Annotated in this window: 16 protein-coding genes; 9 read left to right on the forward strand and 7 right to left on the reverse strand. The window is 58.9% G+C overall.

What is annotated here, in order from left to right:
- Positions 1-2,032 precede the first annotated feature (2,032 nt).
- The 3 genes from CK218_RS27505 to CK218_RS30810 all read left to right on the forward strand — a co-directional run bounded on the left by CK218_RS27505 (position 2,033) and on the right by CK218_RS30810 (position 3,600).
- Positions 2,033-2,221, forward strand: a complete 189-nt coding sequence (locus CK218_RS27505) for a DUF3606 domain-containing protein (RefSeq protein WP_095829532.1) — start codon at positions 2,033-2,035, stop codon at positions 2,219-2,221.
- A 260-nt stretch (positions 2,222-2,481) separates the two neighbouring features.
- Positions 2,482-2,781, forward strand: coding sequence for a helix-turn-helix transcriptional regulator (locus CK218_RS27510; RefSeq protein ID WP_095829533.1), 300 nt, complete (start codon positions 2,482-2,484; stop codon positions 2,779-2,781).
- Positions 2,782-3,441: 660 nt separating this feature from the next.
- Positions 3,442-3,600, forward strand: a complete 159-nt coding sequence (locus CK218_RS30810; protein WP_179294611.1) for a hypothetical protein — start codon at positions 3,442-3,444, stop codon at positions 3,598-3,600.
- A 99-nt stretch (positions 3,601-3,699) separates the two neighbouring features.
- Here CK218_RS30810 and CK218_RS30815 read toward each other — a convergent pair whose 3' ends face one another.
- Positions 3,700-3,876, reverse strand: coding sequence for a hypothetical protein (locus CK218_RS30815; protein WP_179294612.1), 177 nt, complete (start codon positions 3,874-3,876; stop codon positions 3,700-3,702).
- A gap of 1,022 nt (positions 3,877-4,898) precedes the next feature.
- Entirely contained in the window at positions 4,899-5,465 is a 567-nt protein-coding gene (locus tag CK218_RS27525) for a recombinase family protein (protein WP_095829536.1), read from the reverse strand.
- Between the two features lie 511 nt (positions 5,466-5,976).
- Here CK218_RS27525 and CK218_RS27530 point away from each other — a divergent pair.
- Positions 5,977-9,306, forward strand: a complete 3,330-nt coding sequence (locus CK218_RS27530; protein ID WP_179294613.1) for an adenylate/guanylate cyclase domain-containing protein — start codon at positions 5,977-5,979, stop codon at positions 9,304-9,306.
- 238 nt (positions 9,307-9,544) lie between these two features.
- Here CK218_RS27530 and CK218_RS30975 read toward each other — a convergent pair whose 3' ends face one another.
- Positions 9,545-9,829 carry a hypothetical protein gene (locus CK218_RS30975; protein WP_095829538.1) on the reverse strand — a complete coding sequence of 95 codons (285 nt, stop codon included), beginning with the start codon at positions 9,827-9,829 and terminating at the stop codon, positions 9,545-9,547.
- A 627-nt stretch (positions 9,830-10,456) separates the two neighbouring features.
- Complete coding sequence (locus CK218_RS27545) at positions 10,457-10,663, reverse strand: hypothetical protein (protein ID WP_095829540.1); 207 nt, start codon at positions 10,661-10,663, stop codon at positions 10,457-10,459.
- Positions 10,664-10,891: 228 nt separating this feature from the next.
- Between CK218_RS27545 and CK218_RS27550 the strand changes: the two genes are divergently transcribed.
- Entirely contained in the window at positions 10,892-11,149 is a 258-nt protein-coding gene (locus CK218_RS27550) for a helix-turn-helix transcriptional regulator (RefSeq protein WP_095829541.1), read from the forward strand.
- A gap of 156 nt (positions 11,150-11,305) precedes the next feature.
- Here CK218_RS27550 and CK218_RS27555 read toward each other — a convergent pair whose 3' ends face one another.
- Complete coding sequence (locus tag CK218_RS27555; protein WP_143749711.1) at positions 11,306-11,638, reverse strand: hypothetical protein; 333 nt, start codon at positions 11,636-11,638, stop codon at positions 11,306-11,308.
- A 728-nt stretch (positions 11,639-12,366) separates the two neighbouring features.
- Here CK218_RS27555 and CK218_RS27565 point away from each other — a divergent pair.
- The 3 genes from CK218_RS27565 to CK218_RS31245 all read left to right on the forward strand — a co-directional run bounded on the left by CK218_RS27565 (position 12,367) and on the right by CK218_RS31245 (position 15,192).
- Entirely contained in the window at positions 12,367-13,041 is a 675-nt protein-coding gene (locus tag CK218_RS27565; RefSeq protein WP_245435212.1) for a DNA ligase, read from the forward strand.
- A gap of 836 nt (positions 13,042-13,877) precedes the next feature.
- A complete protein-coding gene (locus CK218_RS30825; RefSeq protein ID WP_095829545.1) occupies positions 13,878-14,027 on the forward strand; it encodes a hypothetical protein in 150 nt (49 codons plus the stop codon).
- A 670-nt stretch (positions 14,028-14,697) separates the two neighbouring features.
- Positions 14,698-15,192 carry a hypothetical protein gene (locus CK218_RS31245; RefSeq protein WP_245435213.1) on the forward strand — a complete coding sequence of 165 codons (495 nt, stop codon included), beginning with the start codon at positions 14,698-14,700 and terminating at the stop codon, positions 15,190-15,192.
- A 451-nt stretch (positions 15,193-15,643) separates the two neighbouring features.
- On the opposite strand, the gene CK218_RS31520 is transcribed toward CK218_RS31245, so the two are convergent.
- Both CK218_RS31520 and CK218_RS27600 read right to left on the reverse strand, forming a co-directional pair.
- Positions 15,644-15,868, reverse strand: coding sequence for a hypothetical protein (locus CK218_RS31520; protein ID WP_095829548.1), 225 nt, complete (start codon positions 15,866-15,868; stop codon positions 15,644-15,646).
- Between the two features lie 102 nt (positions 15,869-15,970).
- Complete coding sequence (locus CK218_RS27600; protein WP_095829549.1) at positions 15,971-16,180, reverse strand: cold-shock protein; 210 nt, start codon at positions 16,178-16,180, stop codon at positions 15,971-15,973.
- Between the two features lie 889 nt (positions 16,181-17,069).
- Between CK218_RS27600 and CK218_RS27615 the strand changes: the two genes are divergently transcribed.
- A complete protein-coding gene (locus CK218_RS27615; RefSeq protein WP_095829611.1) occupies positions 17,070-17,438 on the forward strand; it encodes a nuclear transport factor 2 family protein in 369 nt (122 codons plus the stop codon).
- The last annotated feature ends 20 nt before the right edge of the window (positions 17,439-17,458 follow it).

A 17,458-nucleotide genomic window follows, 5' to 3' on the forward strand; every position in this document is an offset into this window, starting at 1 on the left:
GCGCCGAGCAGTGACGATCCGAGCCACCAAATGAGCCTCTATGTCGTCGATCGCGGCGTGGACAACGACTCGAATCCAACCGAGAACGACGGCAAGATCTATGAATTCCATTTGAACGATTGGCTGCTCGCCTGATCCGGCGGGGCGCCCTTCTCAGGCTTTTGGCACACCGGGCGAATAGATCAGCGCTCGGCGACGGTCGAGACATCCGCTCGGGACCGACATGCCAGCGTCGATCACCCGTTGCAACGTCCACCCGCCATGTTGGTGGTTCAAGTCGGGTTCGACCTTTTGGCTGAATTTCAATTTATTAGCAGATGCGAATATATTCGGTCGCCGGCCATCTGTGTCTCCTGCCGGCCAAGGCCCGGTGGCCGCGCCCAAACGCCACACCCAAAGGCTACCGGGCCGCAACCCGTGCGATTCTCGCAATAGCGAACGCGCCAAGAGCCCGCTCGCTTTCGGGGGGACGAGCGGGGCTCCGGGGTCTCGCGCAACCCAGCCGCGCGCTATCGCGCCGCGAACCCAACCTGCCCACGGTGAAATGTTCCAGCCTCACGCGACCGAAGTCGCACCTGCTGAAGCTTTGGTCCGCACCGCTGAAACCTTCGCCTCGCTACGGCATTTGATAAAGCCGGCGAGCATGGGGTTCCTTCGTTCGACGGCTTGAGAGAGTGGATAGGTGCCCGCCGCCCCTGTTGCCTGGGTGACGGGCATCTCTCGTGAGTAGACTCGTACCCCGTAAATGGGCCAAGGGCCCCAGCCGCTGATCACCGCTCAGTGCTGGGGCCATTCAGTGACAACCGGCGCGCCCGATTCAACCTTGATCTTCATAATCGGGTGCCCGCCTACGTCGCGTATTGTGCAGAGCAGATCGCGGCTCTCGTCCTTGGGATGGTGCGTCCCGACAACGAGTCTGGTCACGATTTCGCAGCCTCGAAGCTTGGCCGTGTCCTCGTTCGGGAGGATCACCCCACGCGCATCGTGGTAGACTTCGCCACCGTCGGATACATCGAAGAAAAATTTGGGCATAGCGGGCTATAACCTCGCATATGCGAGAAAGGTCCACTCACATTTAATACGGTTTGGTAAACGCGGCTTACCGTGGAGCGCCGGCGCACGTCCTCAGAAGAGCCCCGCCGCACGCGGGCAATGGATGGGGTGACAAGAACCACATACATCTCGGCCCTCCGGGGAAGAAATAACTTCGTACATCGTCGCCGGCCGTTTGAGTGTGCGCGACACCCCGAAGAAAAGCCCGCTCTGCGTTAACCCGCGGCGGGCTTTCTTTATTGCCTCTTCCCGCAGCCGAGAAAGCCGTCGGTGTGCTCCGAAATCTGATCCGCTTGCCCGTCGGGATGTTTCCAGTGCGACATTAGTCGGACCGGCTGGCGCCTTGGTCCCTACGCTGAAATCAAATCCTCGCCACAGCATTTGATGGAGCCGGCGAGGAAATGCGTCACCTTCCTCGTCGGTGGCAGCTAAGATAGATGCCCGCCATCCGTTGCCTGGGATGTCGGGCATCTGTTTGGGCGGGCAACGGATGGGGCGACAAGAACCATGTTCATCTCGGTCCTCCCGGGTCTAAATAACAGAGAGTCGCCCCGCTGCGGCAGAACGAAACGCGTGTCTCAAAAGAGTGACGTGCGCATGTGGCGCGAGGCTGGGAAACTTGCCGCATCGGGCGACTGTGAAGGGTGGCAAGCCATCGAACGGGAGCTTCGTAGCAAAGGTTTCCTGCGCGCCAAGCTCCTGCTTGATAATGATCGCGGTCCGCGACAAATTAGATGATCTCTGTAAGAGCGCACAGGAGAAACGTGCCGATGCCGACCGGGGCCTGAGTCCAGAAGCTCCCAGCCGATGTGATTGGCAACGCCGTCCGCGTCATACGCATCGTTACCAGGTCAACGGGCCTGGCTCCGTGTCGGGCACCGTTGACTCGCCTGACAGGCCTTGAACACGCCCGTTCAACCGGATAGAAGAACATTCTCGTCTCGCGCGTCTTTCCTTAGCCAGGAGAGAGGAACGACACATTGCGGACGACAAAAGCAAACGCGATTCGCGCGACCGTGACCGCGTGTCTGGGGATCAGGAATATAAGGCTGGCTACTTCGCCAGCAAATTCGGGCTCTCGATCCCTCAGGTCCGGGAACTGATCGCCAAGCATGGAAACGACCGCGAGACTTTAGAGCGTGAGGCAAAAGCGTGGGGCACTCAATGAGCCGCTCGACACGTTCAACGGCTCATCTCGGTGACGCGCCATATTCCAAATTTTCGAGGTAACCTCGAAAATTTAGCCCTGCATAGTCGCCGCTCGTTCACCACATCGCGGCATCGACATTGAAGGCCCACCGTGGGCGCAATCTGATCCACGCCTAGGTTCACCCGCCCCGCCTGCGATCTGATCGCGGGCTCACGAATATTTGAGGACCCCTGACGAAGCCGACGGCATATTTTAGGGCCGTTGAATGTTCAACGCCCATGCGCAGACGAGCTCTACTGTCGGGGGAACAATCAAAAGCCGCACGAGCTCTGTTGAGCTGGTCGCGAGTGCGGCTCGCTGCCAAAGCGCATATTAGCGAACCAACCATCGTCGATTTTGAGAATGGGTCGAGGAACCCGAATCCACGCCATGTTGCCGCTATCCGCCAAGCCTTGGAGGATGCGGGAATTGTCTTTAGCCCCGAAGGTCCATTGCTAACTCGCTCTGAGATCCCGAACGGTGATCGACAGACGGACAATAGGATGTGGCGGCGGCGGCAGACGAAACGCACGCCCTAGAAGCCTCACACTCCTTTGCGGTGAAGGTCTTTCGGGCCGGTGTCTGGCGAATATGTTAGGGTAATGCGCTTGCCGCCGCAGACCGCGCATTTCATCTTGGGTCGAAGATCCCGATTCCATCGCCAGAGCATCAGCGCCGAAGCGGTCGCGGAGCGCCGGCAGATCCAGCTTCTGATGGCGATGGCAGTCGAGGCATCCGCCGGTGACGGACATGGCCGCGTCGATCAGTTTCCGAAGTGTCCAGCCATCGCTCATGCCGGCGATATAGGCAGCGGATATTGAGACCGCCAGAAGGGCTGGAGCCCACTCCTGAGGGAGGGTCGAGTGGGCTCCGTTGCTTGCCTTTTAGACGGCTCGGAAGAATCGGAGGACGAAACCGCGCCGTCTAATCTATAACCGCTTTCGTGTCGCCAAGTTCCGCCCTTAGGCGGCTGCTAAACAAACCGGACTTATGCGCGGGATCGTTAGAGACTTCAGTCGCAAATCTGTTAGTTGCGAGTCCGCTCATATGGATGCAGGATCAATGCCCCCCACCTTCAAGCGGTGGGGTGGCCCGACCCGCGATATCCTGTGTCACCTAGGTTAAGCGGGCCGGGCCGCAGAGGTTCCTGGGGGTGCCGGATGCGTTCTCAGCCAAACAGTATTCTCGGACCAGACGACATGGCGATGCTTGAAAGAGTGCTCCAGAAGCTATTACCCGCAACTGCAGACGCCGCCGAAAGGGAATGGCTGGGCAGTCTGTTGATCGCGGCCTTCCAGAACGGGGCGACAGACGAGGCGGCGCTGGTTGCCACGATGGATAGGAAAGGCAAACCGTAAGCCCCGTCGGTAGGTGATGCCGCCATCCTGGTGCCTGGGGCGACGGGCGTCTGTCTGCTAACCGACAGGCCTTCGCAGTGCTGCTGTCGGTGGTTCGCGCTACAGCTTTTTCAGCAATCGCGCCTCTCGAAGGAGCGAAGCCGGGGCATTGCCGATCATGTCTACGAGTTCGCGCGCTTGGGCTTCGGTGATGCCGGTTTCCCGGGTTAGGAACTGCACGATCAATTGCTTATGTGCCCGCGCGCGGTCGCTAAGCTCTTGCCCGGTTTCGGCCATAGGAAAAGTCCCCAGTCGTCCGCAACGCGACTTGACCGGTTTGGTTCCGACAAAAAGCCCGTCGCGGAGAATGAGCGTTGGCATGAACAGCCGGGCCACGAAGCGCTAGAGACAGACGCCTAGAAGCGTAGCGCTGCCTGTCTCACTTCGGGACCAAATTGTTAGCATCCGCCTTGCATCAAAGAAATTGCCGGTTCCTCCTGATCTAGGATCTTTGGTAAGGCCGCGATCTTCGATGATATGGCCACTGCCCTCAGAGAGCCCCGCGTTGAAATTTGGGCCAAGGTCCGCGTCATTACCGGCAAGTTCGCGGGCTAACCCCAAAACAACAATTGCCATAGCCCGCCGTGACGCTATGGTTAACGCGGGGTTTTGGCTACCCACTCCCGGACCACCTCGGCCCGGCGGCGCGTCGACCACTTCCCCCCGAAGCAAGATGACTGCCGGGCCGTTCTACAGCCTAGGCGCGTGAGGGCGGCAGGGTCTAGGCCATAGCCCTGGCTATGTAAGTTGCCTGCCATTTGAGAGTGCAGAACGAAAAGAGACCAAGAGCGTGGTGACCTCCCATATGCCGAGGAGAAAGACGGCTCTGGTGCCCGGCCGAGTTGAGGTTCCGACATTCATCTGAAACCTTATGAACGGCCCCGCGTTGGCTTCTCACGATTTCGTTACCGCGGAGGTAAGATGCAAGGTGTGAAGCGGTCGCGCTGGACGGACACCTACGACCCAAACGAGTTCGCGGCAAAGCACGGTTTGACAACCAGGCAGGCTGAAATTGTCATTCAGAGCAATGGTCCATCCAGGCGCAAATGCGACTTGGCAGCCGAGGCATTTAGGGCCGCGCTTAAATATTGCCGTCACTCGCGAGAAAAAGGTGCGAGAAGATCCCCTCTCAAGTCGGGAAGCAATGAAGCGCCTCAGGGTTGAAGTTATGTCCGGGGGAGCCTGAGAGGAGCGGCGCTCATTCAACGCCGGCTCTTGAGAAACCGAAGCATGTCCGCGCCACACTTGCATACCGTTGGCTATCTAAGGCCAGCAGCCGCAAGCGCTCGGTAGACCGACCCCCGCCCGATGCCGAGAGACGTGGCGATCTCTGACACGGACTTCTGCTGCTGGAACAAGACGACCGCCTCACCGGCCCTTGCTCGCGCCGTCGGCTTCCGCCCTTTGTATTTCTTCTCTGCCTTCGCCTTCGCGATACCTTCCTTCTGTCGCTCTCTCATCAGGTCTCGCTCGAACTCAGCGAAAGCGGCGAACATGTTCAGCATGAGCCGACCGTACGCTCCGGTCGTGTCCAGCGTCTCCTTGCCGAACTGTAGGACCTTCAGACCTACACCACGTCCATGCAGGCCATCGACGAGTTCGCCCAAGGCGCGCGTATTGCGTGCCAGACGGTCAATCTTCGTGACCACCAGCGTGTCGCCCTTGCGCAGGAACTTCAGAGCACGGTCCAGTTCCTTCCGATCCCCAAGAGCCGATACCTGTTCTGAAAAAAGTTCCTCGCAACCGGCAGCCTTGAGATCACGGACCTGTGCCTCCAACCCCGCCACCTGTTCTTCCGTTGAAGTTCTCGCGTAACCAACCTGCATCCGACCCTCCGCTGTCCAATAGCACCTAGACTTTTGAGTCACATGTGCCCAAAAGTCAATACCAACCTTATTGGACGGCACATGAGCTGCGTTTCAGAACGGCGTGTGGACGTTTGCTAACATGTCAATGATCCTCGGATCGGACACGGCAATCCCCCTTGCCGCCGCTCCAACCGGCAAGTTTCAGACCATCGTATGATTTCCCGAAAGTCGGCATGGAGGATCGAAAGCAGCAATGACTTCTTTGGGCCGTAAGCAGACCGGCAGCTTCACGTTCCGAACCTTTCACGAGCGGAGATTTAGGTCCGCGCCGGCACCGTCGTGACGTGATCCAAAGCCCACAGCCGATCATTGCGATCGAGTCAACCGCTAAGCGGCCAAAAGCCGTCCCAGTGGTGACGAGGTCCGCCCTTGTTTTTGAGGCATTCGTCTCCCGAGGCAGAAGCAATCGGTATGCATCTGGGCTACGATGACGTGGGGGGCCGAGTTTAGCCTTGGGGGAGAACCTGTCATGGACATTGCCGCTTGGCTGCGAGGTATCGGGCTGGAGCAGTACGAACAGGTATTCCGCGATAACGCCATCGATCCCGAAATCCTGCCCGAATTGACTGATGCCGACTTGGAAAAGCTTGGTGTACTGCTCGGTCATCGCAAGCGGCTCCTCAAAGCAATTGTCGAGTCACAACCGACCACAAACCGCTCGAACCCGAACATTACCGAGAGGACGGTTCAGCCGCGCGCTGCAGGGTCCATCGCCGAGCGTCGGCAGTTGACCGTTGTGTTCGTCGATCTCGTTGGCTCGACGGCGCTTTCATCGCGTCTTGATCCCGAGGACCTACGTGAGATTATCGGAGCGTACCATCACTGCGCTGCCGATACGGTCACCCGCTTCGGCGGCTTCGTCGCCAAGTACATGGGCGATGGGGTGTTGGTGTACTTCGGGTATCCGCAAGCGCACGAGAACGATGCTGAGCAAGCTGTCCGCGCCGGCCTCGCTCTCATCGACGCTGTCGGGCGGCTCCAGCAGTCGGATCCACTGCGGGTCCGCATCGGCATTGCAACGGGCCAGGTTGTCGTCGGCGATCTGATCACCTCAGGCGAAGGGCAGGAGCGCGGTGTAGTGGGCGAAACGCCGAATCTCGCCGCCCGACTGCAAACCATTGCCCAGCCCAATGCGGTCGTGATCGCACCTCAAACGCGGCAGCTCCTTGGCGATCTTTTCGAATACCGCGATCTCGGTCCGGTCCGGGTAAAAGGCTTTCCAGAGCCGACCCACCCCTACCAAGTGGTTCGTGAGGGCACAATCGAAAGCCGGTTCGATGCGCTGCATGGGGCAACCCCTACACCGTTAGTCGGGCGCGAAGACGAAATCGAGCTGCTGCAACGCCAATGGCATTGCGCGAAAAGTGGTAAAGGCCGAGTAGTGCTGATGTCAGGCGAGCCGGGCATCGGAAAGTCGCGGCTCATAGTCACATTGCAGGAGGGTATCCAGAACGAGTCGCATAGCCAGTTGCGGTATTTCTGCTCGCCACACCACCAGGATAGTGCGCTCCATCCAACCATCGTGCAGCTCGAACGTGCCGCCGGGTTAGAGCGGGACGACACGCCTGAGAGGAAGTTGGATAAGCTCGCGGCGCTACTTGCGCCGATCTCGCAGGGTGACGGAGCGCTGGTGGCTGAGCTGCTGTCATTGCCGACGGAGGGCCGCTTCCCGTCTCTTCAGCTGACGCCACAGCGCAAGAAGGAGAAAACCTTCGAGGCGCTGCTGGGCCATCTCGAACGCCTGACGCGCAAAGGCCCTATCCTGATGCTTTACGAGGACGTGCACTGGATCGACCCCAGCTCGCGCGAGCTGCTCGACCTCCTCATCGAGCACATTTCGCGACTGCCGGTGCTGCTGGTCGTCTCCTTTCGCCCCGAGTTTCAACCACCATGGACCGGGCAGCCACATGTCACACTGCTCGCCCTCAGCCGGTTCGACCGTCGCGACGGGGTCGCACTAGTCCAACGGGTCGTAGGCAGCGGAGACCTTCCGAGCGATGTTGTAGCCGAGATCATTGAACGCGCGGATGGCGTGCCGCTGTTCGTTGAGGAGCTGACAAAGGCGGTGCTGGAGGGCGGCAACGCCAGCAACTTACTCTCCCGAACCGCATCGACGGCGTTGAACGTCCCGGCCACATTGCATGCCTCGCTGTTGGCGCGGCTTGATCGACTCGGCTCGGACGCTAGAGAGATCGCGCAGGTCGGCGCCGTTATCGGTCGGGAGTTCTCTTTTGAATTGCTGTCGGCCGTCACACAGCGGAATCAGGCTGAATTGAATGGAGCAATGGATCAACTTGTCACGGCCGGTCTCGCGTTCTGCCGAGGGCTACCGTCGTCGCCCACGTACGTCTTTAAACACGCGCTGATCCAGGATGCGGCGTACGGCACGTTACTACGCGGCAGACGCCAGGAGTTGCATCGGCGAGTCGTAGCTGCCTTGGAGGAACAGTGGCCCGAAATCGCGGAGACGCAACCCGAACTCCTCGCCAAACATTGCGCGCAAGCGCACTCGGTTGAACAAGGAATTGCTTACTATATCCAAGCGGGTCAGCGGGCCCTCGTGCGGTCAAACATGGCAGAAGCTGCAGCCCAGCTAAGAAAGGGGTTTGCGCTTCTATCAGATTTGCCCGATTCTGCGTCTCGAGACCGTCAGGAGCTCGAATTGCAGATCCTAAGCGGGCGGATGCTAATCGCGACAAAGGGCTATGATGCGCCGGTCGTAGCCGAGACTTACGCGCGGGCCCGCTCTCTTTGTGAGCAGCTCGGCAATCCACCGCAAGTTGTATCGGTGATGTACGGTCAGTTCGTGCATCGTCTTTTCAAGGGACCGCTGCCCGCCGCGCAAAAGGTTGCCGCCGACTTGCTGCATCTTGGCGAGAGTTCGCGAAGCGCAGCTGTGACGAGCCTAGCACACGGTCTCTGTGGCGCGGCCTGCTTCCAGCTGGGCGACTTCGTATCCGCGTGCGCGCATCTAAAGAGCGGGCTCGCTCAATTTGATCACAGTGACCGCCTTTTCTATTCGTCGCTATCGCTACAGGATCGCAAGGTTACACAGCTCAGTTACCTCTCCCTCGGGCAGTTGTGTCTCGGTTACCTCGACCAAGCGCGAGTCACAGGTGACGCAGCAGTCGAAGAGGCATGTAGCCTCAGCCATCCGTTCAGTTTGGCCCAAGCCTTGACCATGATCTGGGATGTCGATCGAGCGACCCGTTCTTCTGGAGAAGTCCAAGCGCGAACCGACACGATCATCTCCGTCTCGGAGGAGCACGGTTTTACATACTTTCGAACATGGGGAAACGTCTTTCGAGGATTGGCGATGGTTGAGGGCGGCCGGATCGAGCAGGGAATTGCGTTGCTCCGGGCCGGCGAAGCCGAGAGCCGAGCGACGGGAGCCGTGCAGTTCTTTCCTTATCTGCTAACTTTGCTCGCTTATGGCGAGGGCAAGGCCAACAAGCGCGAACGTGCCCTCAGCCATCTCATCGAGGCCGAGCGATTGATGGCGGAGTCTGAGGATCGCTTCTTCGAGTCCGAATTGCATCGCGTTCGCGGAGAGTTGCTGCAAGGGGGCAAAGGCTCCGCTCTTGCGGAAGACTGTTTTCGGCAAGCAATTGGTGTTGCACAAAGGCAAAATGCGAAGTTCTGGGAGCTGCGTGCTGCGATCAGTCTCGCTAGGCTCTGGGGCGAACAAGGTAAGCGCGCTGCGGCAGGCGACCTTCTTGGACCAATCTATGGCTGGTTCACCGAAGGCTTCGATACGCCGGTCCTACAGGAGGCGAAGGAGTTGCTGGCAGAACTCTGAGGGCCAAATCCACCCAATTTCGATTGCCGAAAGCTTCATCAGAGTCCAGCGCCAGCCGTCACTCATTCGTCGGTGGCCGAGGACCAATAGTGGCGCAACCACGACGTCCACCGGGGGTGGAGGAAACGTCTGCTTTCGGCGGATGCTGAACGCACGTAGATGTCCGACTTGAGGCGCAAAGCAGACACGAGCCCTCTGCCATCTACAAGTAGGCCGAAGGTGCAAAATATTGAACCCCTTACTCGTCCATCAGGTTGCGACCGATGAACCCGATCGGCGAGAGCCTCCGCTCCGGCTTTGGTGGGTCCCAATCCGGTCCGACTTCCTCGGCCAACGTGCGCATTGACCCGGCCCATCCCGCAAGCTTGGCTGTCCATTCAGCCGTCATGCGGTTGTCGATTGCCCATCCTTCGAAAACATCCGCTAGGTGCACCATATGCCGATAGCCGAGTTCGCTGCGCACCTCCGGCCAGCATGCCTCGGAAGCGTCTTCGAAAATCCGGCGATGCTTGGCCTCTTCCATTCTATTCAGTGCGAGGAGGTTGTTCGCAGCACGGCGCAGTTCCGTCCTTTTCTCATCGCTCAGTCCTTCGCCCGTCGCAGCGCGGATCTCGAGGTTTCGAGCCAGCGCAATCCTTTGCTGTGGAGTGAGACGGGCATCGGTTTAACCTTCGCGCGGTTCGGGGGGGCCAAGCCACTCATCTATTGATCGAGGGTTGCCGGTGTCGTCGACGCAACCGTTCCCCCGAAAGACGCTGCTCCAACGCCTGGTCACAGAAACACAAATACGCCTCGAGCGAGCACGAATCATCTGGGAAGTGTGAAGCAATCTCCCTCACAGCTCACTTTGCCCAAGTCTGATTCTGGGACGCGCATGGGACGGAAAACTTGGACAACAGGAGGCTTATGGTCCGCGTCAACATAAACTCTCCACCCGTTTGCATAACCCTTCTGGGACCCATGGCTATTGGCGCAATCGAAGTCGACGGTTGTTTTTTCACAACTGCCCCCGAAACAGATCGTGGCATGGGGTGGCGGTCCATCAAGTGAGCCATCGACATAATTGGCACACCCCGCAAACGCTCGACCGGAGACGCTTGCAGCCAATGCGGCGACAAGAGCTAGGCCAACGTTTTCATTAGCGTCTCCACTAATCGACGAGAACCTCACAGATGTGCTCGGCGTGGTGGCGCGCTCCGAACGGCGACCCTGCCACTTCAGCGAGGAACACGCGGTCGCGCATGTAGCCGCGGATGCAGCGCTGGTACGGCGAAAACTCCGCATAGGCCCAGATCGCCAGAAAGGCGCCGATGATGACGCTCGCCTCGATGATGCGATCGCGCGCGCGCCCGGTCATCAGTTCGGTTCCTTAATGAACAAGCTAAATCCGCTGCGCACGAACACAGTCCCGCGTTAATCAAAGCAGAGTCACGCTACAGGGCGCGAGCGGCGAGAGCAGTCAGACTAGGTCCTGCCCGAGCTTACAACGCCATTGCTTCAACTTGCGTCGACAGAATATCCAGTTTTTGGATAATATGAAATTCGGATTACCGCAACGTCGAAGCCAAATTTGCTCGACGAGCGGATGGCCAAAACCCTGCATTCGGACCGCCATCGGCGACTTGCTGAGCTGCTGACCGAGAAGCGAAAGCAGGCAGGATTGACGCAGGCAGCTGTCGCCAAAGCTCTCGATCGCCATCAACCTTTTATCGCTAACATTGAAAATGGCGATCGCCGTTTGGACCTAAATTTAGTTGAGTTTCTCGACCTGGCCAAGGTGGTGGGCTTCGACCCTTATGAAGTTTTGCGCCAAGTCGAGGCCGTCGACCCACTGAAGGATTAGAAGTTGCTCGGCCCGGACCTGTTCAACGGACGGCGCGGTTGGCTTCCGTCGAAAGAAGCCCTTGATGAGATCCTACGGCGCGGACTGACCCGCTGGACATGCGCCGTCCTCACGGACTGACTACCGGGCTTTGAGGGGCAAATTCCCGGTCCCCATTCAAGGGCACGCTCGGCGGGCATCGTTGCAATACGGGGCGTTGATGCCGTTGAAGCGGATCCGCTGCCCAGGGACTTCGATCGCGACGCCGTCGATGACGGAAGCCACGCCGGCGATTGATTGCGGCTTCGGCCCGAGCAAGTTCAAGAGGTTGACCTCCGGCAGGGTGTCGCTGTGTTGCAGTGCTGTTTGCGCGGCCAGCGCCCCGGCCGCAGCGACCGTGACGAAGATCAGGCACCGCGGCACACTTACCCAACGCAGGGGGCGCGAGCGCTTTGCGCCGGTGCGCTTGAGCCACTGGTCAGCCCGATTGTCGTGACGAGACCTGTCCACGCCCCACTCCCCGGTCGGAGAATGCGCCCAAATGCAGCGGAGGTCTAGCGGTAGGCGGCCGCACATTCACCTAAATCGGCCGAGAAATTGGGTGACATACATATCCACCACGGCGCTGACGCGCCAACGGTATAGTCGAGCGGCCACTCTCTCGCGCCCCAAAATCGTCTCTGCGTGTTCTGTCGCGAGTTTGAGTAGCGTTTCCGAGACTTCCTGCGCCGACCAGCCTCTATCAAGACAAGCTTTCACCAAAGCTTCAAACGCGGGATCGAGCGCAACCTCGCAGTTGACTGAGCGGTCGGGGCAACCCTCAGGAAGCAGGGGCGGTTCGATCCGTGGCATCGGGGCCATGCACCCAGAAAGCTCGAACATGGAAATTCGTTCCGCCTGTCACTGGTACCGAACGTTCACTTATGCTGCTAACTCTCGCGGCCGTGCGATATTGAATCAAACTCGAAGCGTTGCGTTGGGGTTCGTATGCGTAAGCCTGACGACAGAGCCCGGCTGTTCTTCGTTAAGCCGCGTGGAGCCGTTCCAGGTTGAGACACCGCCGGTCAGCCACGACTGGATCCATGAGATAAAATACGACGGCTTTCGAACTCAGTTGATCCTCGATTGGGCTGGCGCGCGTGCATTCTCCCGAAATGGGCACGACTGGTCGAAGCGATACTGGCCCATCGGTCGATGTCGAGAAGCTTCCCGCCGACTCTTTTATCCTCGATGGTGAGATGATCGCGCCGGAGCCGGATGGCCGGCCGAACTTCCAGGACATGCACTCCCGCATGACATGGAATGCCGAACAACTCGCCTTCGTCGCTTTCGACATACTGCATCTGAACGGCCAGGATCTTCGCTCCTTGCCGCTGATAGAGCGCAAGGCCAGGCTCTGGAGCCTGATCAAGCCGGCCAAGGACATCATCCAATACAGCGACCACGTTGAGGGCGGCGGCGCCGCGTTCTTCGAGGCCGTCGAGCAAATGGGCCTGGAGGGCATGGTGTCGAAACGACGCGAGAGTCCCTATCGAAGCGGGAAGGTCGACTCCTGGGTAAAAACAAAATGTTGGGATGTCGGTGACTTCGAAATCCTGGGCATCAAGCGGGAGCCTGGGAAGCCCGCAGCGGCGATCATGGCGCGCGGTGGCCGATATGCCGGCACAGCGTTCATAGCCCTGCCCAGCGGCCCCAGGGAGCGGCTGCGGGAGCGTGTTCAAGCGGCCAAGTCCTCGAAGCGAGCGCAGCGGGTGCCGAGCGCCTTCGCTGAGGATGTCGAGTGGGTGAAGCCTGGCATCACGGGCAGAGTGAAGTTCCTTCGTGGTGAGCACACGCTGCGCCATGCGACGCTGCAGGACTTTCGCGATGTCGCGAGCGACAGGTACAAACCCCCACAATTCAGCGGACGCTGAAACCTCGGGCGTTTCACACACTTATGATTCGCGGAATACAGCGTGCGGGGTATAAAATCGCTATTGCGCGGGGAATTGTTTTCGCCCCCCGCGACGTGAGGAAGCGATGGCGAAATCTTCTGTGTCCGCGATGGATGCTGAAATCCTGAAGAAGGCCTTCCTAAACGAAGTTCGGCATAACAAGATGCCAGAAGGCGAGCGGCGAGAGTTGGCCGCGAAAATAGTACGGGCGTATACCGGCTCTCAGACTGTCGATCCCAAATTGGTCGATTGGATGTGCGCAAAGATGACCTAGACCGGCGGGGCTTTGCTGTGGCCCGACAGCGCCGTCCTTATCTCCTCCAGCGTTTCGACTCCACTTTCAAACAGCATCATGATCTGCGCTGCCAAGGTCTCACGTTCCGGGCTGTGCAACGGCAGATCAGCCCGAGTTCCTCAAGCGCCGCAGTAAGGAATGGCTAGTTGTTCGGGTGTGGCAGATCCGTTGTGCCGCACCTCATGCTCCAAAAGCGCCGCTGTTAACCGTCCGGCGGAACTTGGCTCACTCAGCCCGGAACGATCCGCATTAACATTTGTTATAGGAGCATGGACGAGTCAGACTTTTCCAAAGGCATTCCTGTGCCCGTTTTTCTCGCTGCGATTAGACTGCAGTTGGCACTCGATAGGCGGGACGCGGACCCTCAATGCCAGGAAGATTCCGGCAACCGCGCGAGGCAGGATCCGCTTGCACCAGCGCGCCCCAGCCGGCCAGGAAGCTAAGCGAGCCGCCTTATCCAATTTTTCTTGAGAGCCTGAACATCTCGGCCTTTCGGTAGTTTGAAAGCCAGGAGGTTTCCATGAGCGACCACCCTGGCAATGCGGACCCACATGAGGGCGCCGTTGAAATCCTGTCCCGCCGATTGGCCAGAGAGACGGACATTACCGAAGAGCAAGCCCGCGAGCTGATCAAGTTGATCGGAACGGATTGGAATTCCCTGCTTCGATAGGCTCATTTCCTCAAGGCGAGGCATTGAGCGAACGCGGCGCAGAATTCTATGGCAAATGGATCACCGACAACGCAATGCGCGGCAGCGTTGGTGCCGATCTTATTTCGGTCGCCGAGTTGACGGCTAAGCTGTTCACGGATGCCAGGAAAGCGGTCATTTCCCGAGCACGAGATCGAGGAAGAGATCGGAAGTGCTTACGAAGCGATCCTGGGTGCAATTGTTGGCTCTGAAGGTATCAACGAAGCCGGGTGATCTTGTTGGCAGGCGATGCGCGGGTTTTCGACAAAGGGACTTCCATCGCTCCCGAGTTCAAAGAAAGATGCCCGCCACCCCAGGCAACGGGACGGCGGACATCTGTTCACAGCTCTCATGCCGCCGAGATAGGGAACACACACACGCTCGCCGGCATCGATCAAACTAGGCAATGCGCTTTTGTTGCAGCATAGGGACCAAATCGTCAGCAGGTGCGACTTCGGTCGCATCGGGGCAGAAGGGAACATTCCTCCCAGCGTCCCGGTTAAATGTCGCGGCGTGTGTCTCCGGCACGAGGTTCACCCGCCGCGCTGGGGCGCTCCCCCACGGGAGCCCGTTCGACCCCCTCAGGCGAGCGGGCTCTTGCCTCTGAGATTCCAACCTCACAGTCGGCATTCGCTCTCGCACTCTGAATTAGTTGATTGATCTGCTTGCGAAGGCTCAAGCCACCAATCATCTGACGAATGTCGTAGCCTTCGTTTTTGATCTTTGTACGCACCTCACCAAAATTGGCGTAAACGCCAGACTTGGCGAGTTCGAATGCGCGCTCAAGGGTCGTTTTCCTGTGATCCATAGCAGCGCTGAGCATACAGGAGTTTGGGGAAGGCTGCGCCTCAAATTTCAAACCGAGACACAACCAGCCTACATGACTGGGCATGGTAACGGCTGGACCCTTGAGGAGCTGATTGACGCGGGCATGTCTGTTACGGGCGGCTGCCTGGACTGCCATCGACATCAAAAGCTCGATCTGCCGGCGGTACGCGATCGCTTCGGCGCTGATGCTCCCGCGATGGAGTGGGACTTGAGGCCGAGGATGAAATGCGCCGTCTGCGGCGGCAAGCGGATCACGCTGACCTATTCGCCTGATACGAGCCCGAAAGACCTCAATAAGCGACAAGCAGGGCGGAACTAACTCCTTGGAACCTTCGCCCCTCCCCTAAGTTCGGTAGCTAGGCGGCGCTGCTATAGCGACGCGTCGGGACGGCATGTCGGCTTCCCATTCGGGAGATTGGAGCGGCTGACGCCCCTAGCGGAGGCCCCGGCAAAGAGCCCGTCCCATCACACCGGGCGGGCTCTTTCAATGTACTGACGCTTTATTGAAGAGCTTTTCAAATGAACAGCTATACCGTTGAAACGATGTCGGGGATGGACACGCGGTCTCTGTTGCCCACGCGAAAACGACCCTCACCGAAAGCAGCCGCCGAATGGGTGACCGGCCGAAACGTACAGGACCGGCGAGACGAGTCCGAATGGGTTCGCGTCACCGACGACACCAACCGAGCGGTCTACAAATTTGCCTTCAAATAGGGGGATCCCCACCGCCAGAAGACAACGTAGCCGGCCAGCGCAGCCATGAGACCGCACTACGATGCTGTGTTTTTCCGCTTCTGGACGGGTTTCCTTGGAGGAGTGATGACAGGTGCCTGGGATGCCTGAGCCAGCCTGGCAGCGCGCAACCGCTCTGTCTTGGCAGACCTTGCCGTCGCTTCAAGATCTACAATCTGCCGGGCGATGCGCGTGGTCGCATCGGTCTTGGCTTCTGTTCGGGATGGAACCGGCTTAAAGATACCAGCGGGAAGGGACTTCATTTTTCTCCTTAACCGAAAAGGCCGGCAAGCCCGACCTTCTCAAACGCGCCTCTGCGGCCAATGCCAGTACATCCGTGGTCAAAGGCCCCTAAGGCGCTGTGACTAGGCGGCTTGCAGGTTGTCGGCCGAGCTCTTGCCGGTGCGAGCATCCTTCACAACGTCAAAGCTAACCTTCTGGCCTTCGACGAGAGAACGCATTCCCGCGCGCTCCACGGCCGATATATGAACGAACACGTCCGGCTGGCCATTGCCCTGCTCGATGAAGCCGAAGCCTTTCGTGGAATTGAAGAACTTTACTGTTCCAGTGGTCATTGCGATCTCCTTTCAAATCGACGCAAAATTAGGCTCGCTCGGCAACTGCCAAACGATGCAATTTCGAAATTGAGATGGAAGATCGTAGGAGCGCAGATTGCGCCAGAACAACGTTCGTTCAGCAAGATCGATTTGGAAGATATAACGATCAATCTCATCGGAGGCAAGGCCTGCGAATTAATACTGCCCGCGAAGCGTCTGCGATATGGTCGGGAACGCGTTCGTGCGGGATATCGGTCATGCTTCCTACAGGAATCTCTCGCCTTCCGCCCGGTGCTCAAAGCAGAACCAATGCGGCGCCTGCTTTGGCTTTGCGAAACCCCAACCCGCATCCTTGCTGCACCCGTCGTGCTCGCAAACGTGGTGCTGCACGCCGGCCGGAGTGGCGTATTCGGGTCGCGGCAGTCTGATTTCGTCGCTGATGGGCAATAGTGAACGAAATGAGAACAAAAGAGTCAAGCGGCCCCTTGACCGAATGGGAATATGTTCTCAATTCGACGGCATGCCCCGAGGAACCTGAGAAGTGGCCGAGAGGCGCCCTGGACCCTGACGCACGCCCATGACGCCGGGCAGGTGGCGGGCATTCACTGCGCTCGCTGCAACGTCACACGCTGCTACAATCCGAACGAGTTGCGGGAGGTCATCGGCAACGTCACGATCGACGATGTGCGGGAGAAAGTCAGGTGCCAGCAGTGCAAGAGCCGGGAGTGGATGAGCGCGCAGCTATTCCACCCGACCGGCGAGCAAGCCCAGACGATCCGGTTTCGACGCCTGGTGCAAATCAGATGGGAGAAGCGGGTGATCTGGCGAGATGAATGAGGGCGTCCGATGCCTCTAGTCGCAATCATTAGCTATCACTAAACTGCGTCGGGCAGCGATGGAGGACACCATGTCGATCCGAGATGACCTACGGGAGATTTGGGACTTATATGTTGCGGCCTATCGATCAGGGGATGCTGCCGGCTGCGCTGCCATTTTTACCGATGATGCAGAAGTGCATTCACCTTACGGGCCTCCAGCGCGCGGCCGAGCGGGAATAGAGGCGTTGCATGGCACTTGGGTTCAACATGCCGGGCCCAACAAGACTCTTCAAGTGATCGAAGCGGGCAGTTCAGGAGATCTTGCCTGGACACTGGCCACCTACTCGGAAGGAGAGGCAGTCGGCAACGGCACCTCACTGAGTATCTTTGAGCGTCAGGCTGGCGGAGGCTGGTTGATCCGGATGTGCAGTCTGAACAGTACTGACGCCCTCGGCTGAAGCCCCGCCGCAATTCTGTC

The organism is Mesorhizobium sp. WSM3879 (assembly GCF_002294915.1).
Classification (GTDB): Bacteria; Pseudomonadota; Alphaproteobacteria; order Rhizobiales; family Rhizobiaceae; genus Mesorhizobium.

Bases quoted from the DNA above. Each gene is read 5' to 3' on its own strand.
- CK218_RS27510 (WP_095829533.1), top strand. From the start codon at position 2,482: ATGCGCAGACGAGCTCTACTGTCGGGGGAACAATCAAAAGCCGCACGA.
- CK218_RS27565 (WP_245435212.1), top strand. From the start codon at position 12,367: ATGATCGCGCCGGAGCCGGATGGCCGGCCGAACTTCCAGGACATGCAC.
- CK218_RS30810 (WP_179294611.1), top strand. From the start codon at position 3,442: ATGGCGATGCTTGAAAGAGTGCTCCAGAAGCTATTACCCGCAACTGCA.
- CK218_RS27525 (WP_095829536.1), bottom strand. From the start codon at position 5,465: ATGCAGGTTGGTTACGCGAGAACTTCAACGGAAGAACAGGTGGCGGGG.
- CK218_RS30975 (WP_095829538.1), bottom strand. From the start codon at position 9,829: ATGGAAGAGGCCAAGCATCGCCGGATTTTCGAAGACGCTTCCGAGGCA.
- CK218_RS30825 (WP_095829545.1), top strand. From the start codon at position 13,878: ATGAGCGACCACCCTGGCAATGCGGACCCACATGAGGGCGCCGTTGAA.
- CK218_RS31520 (WP_095829548.1), bottom strand. From the start codon at position 15,868: ATGAAGTCCCTTCCCGCTGGTATCTTTAAGCCGGTTCCATCCCGAACA.
- CK218_RS27545 (WP_095829540.1), bottom strand. From the start codon at position 10,663: ATGACCGGGCGCGCGCGCGATCGCATCATCGAGGCGAGCGTCATCATC.
- CK218_RS30815 (WP_179294612.1), bottom strand. From the start codon at position 3,876: ATGGCCGAAACCGGGCAAGAGCTTAGCGACCGCGCGCGGGCACATAAG.
- CK218_RS27615 (WP_095829611.1), top strand. From the start codon at position 17,070: ATGTCGATCCGAGATGACCTACGGGAGATTTGGGACTTATATGTTGCG.
- CK218_RS27550 (WP_095829541.1), top strand. From the start codon at position 10,892: ATGGCCAAAACCCTGCATTCGGACCGCCATCGGCGACTTGCTGAGCTG.
- CK218_RS27530 (WP_179294613.1), top strand. From the start codon at position 5,977: ATGGACATTGCCGCTTGGCTGCGAGGTATCGGGCTGGAGCAGTACGAA.
- CK218_RS27600 (WP_095829549.1), bottom strand. From the start codon at position 16,180: ATGACCACTGGAACAGTAAAGTTCTTCAATTCCACGAAAGGCTTCGGC.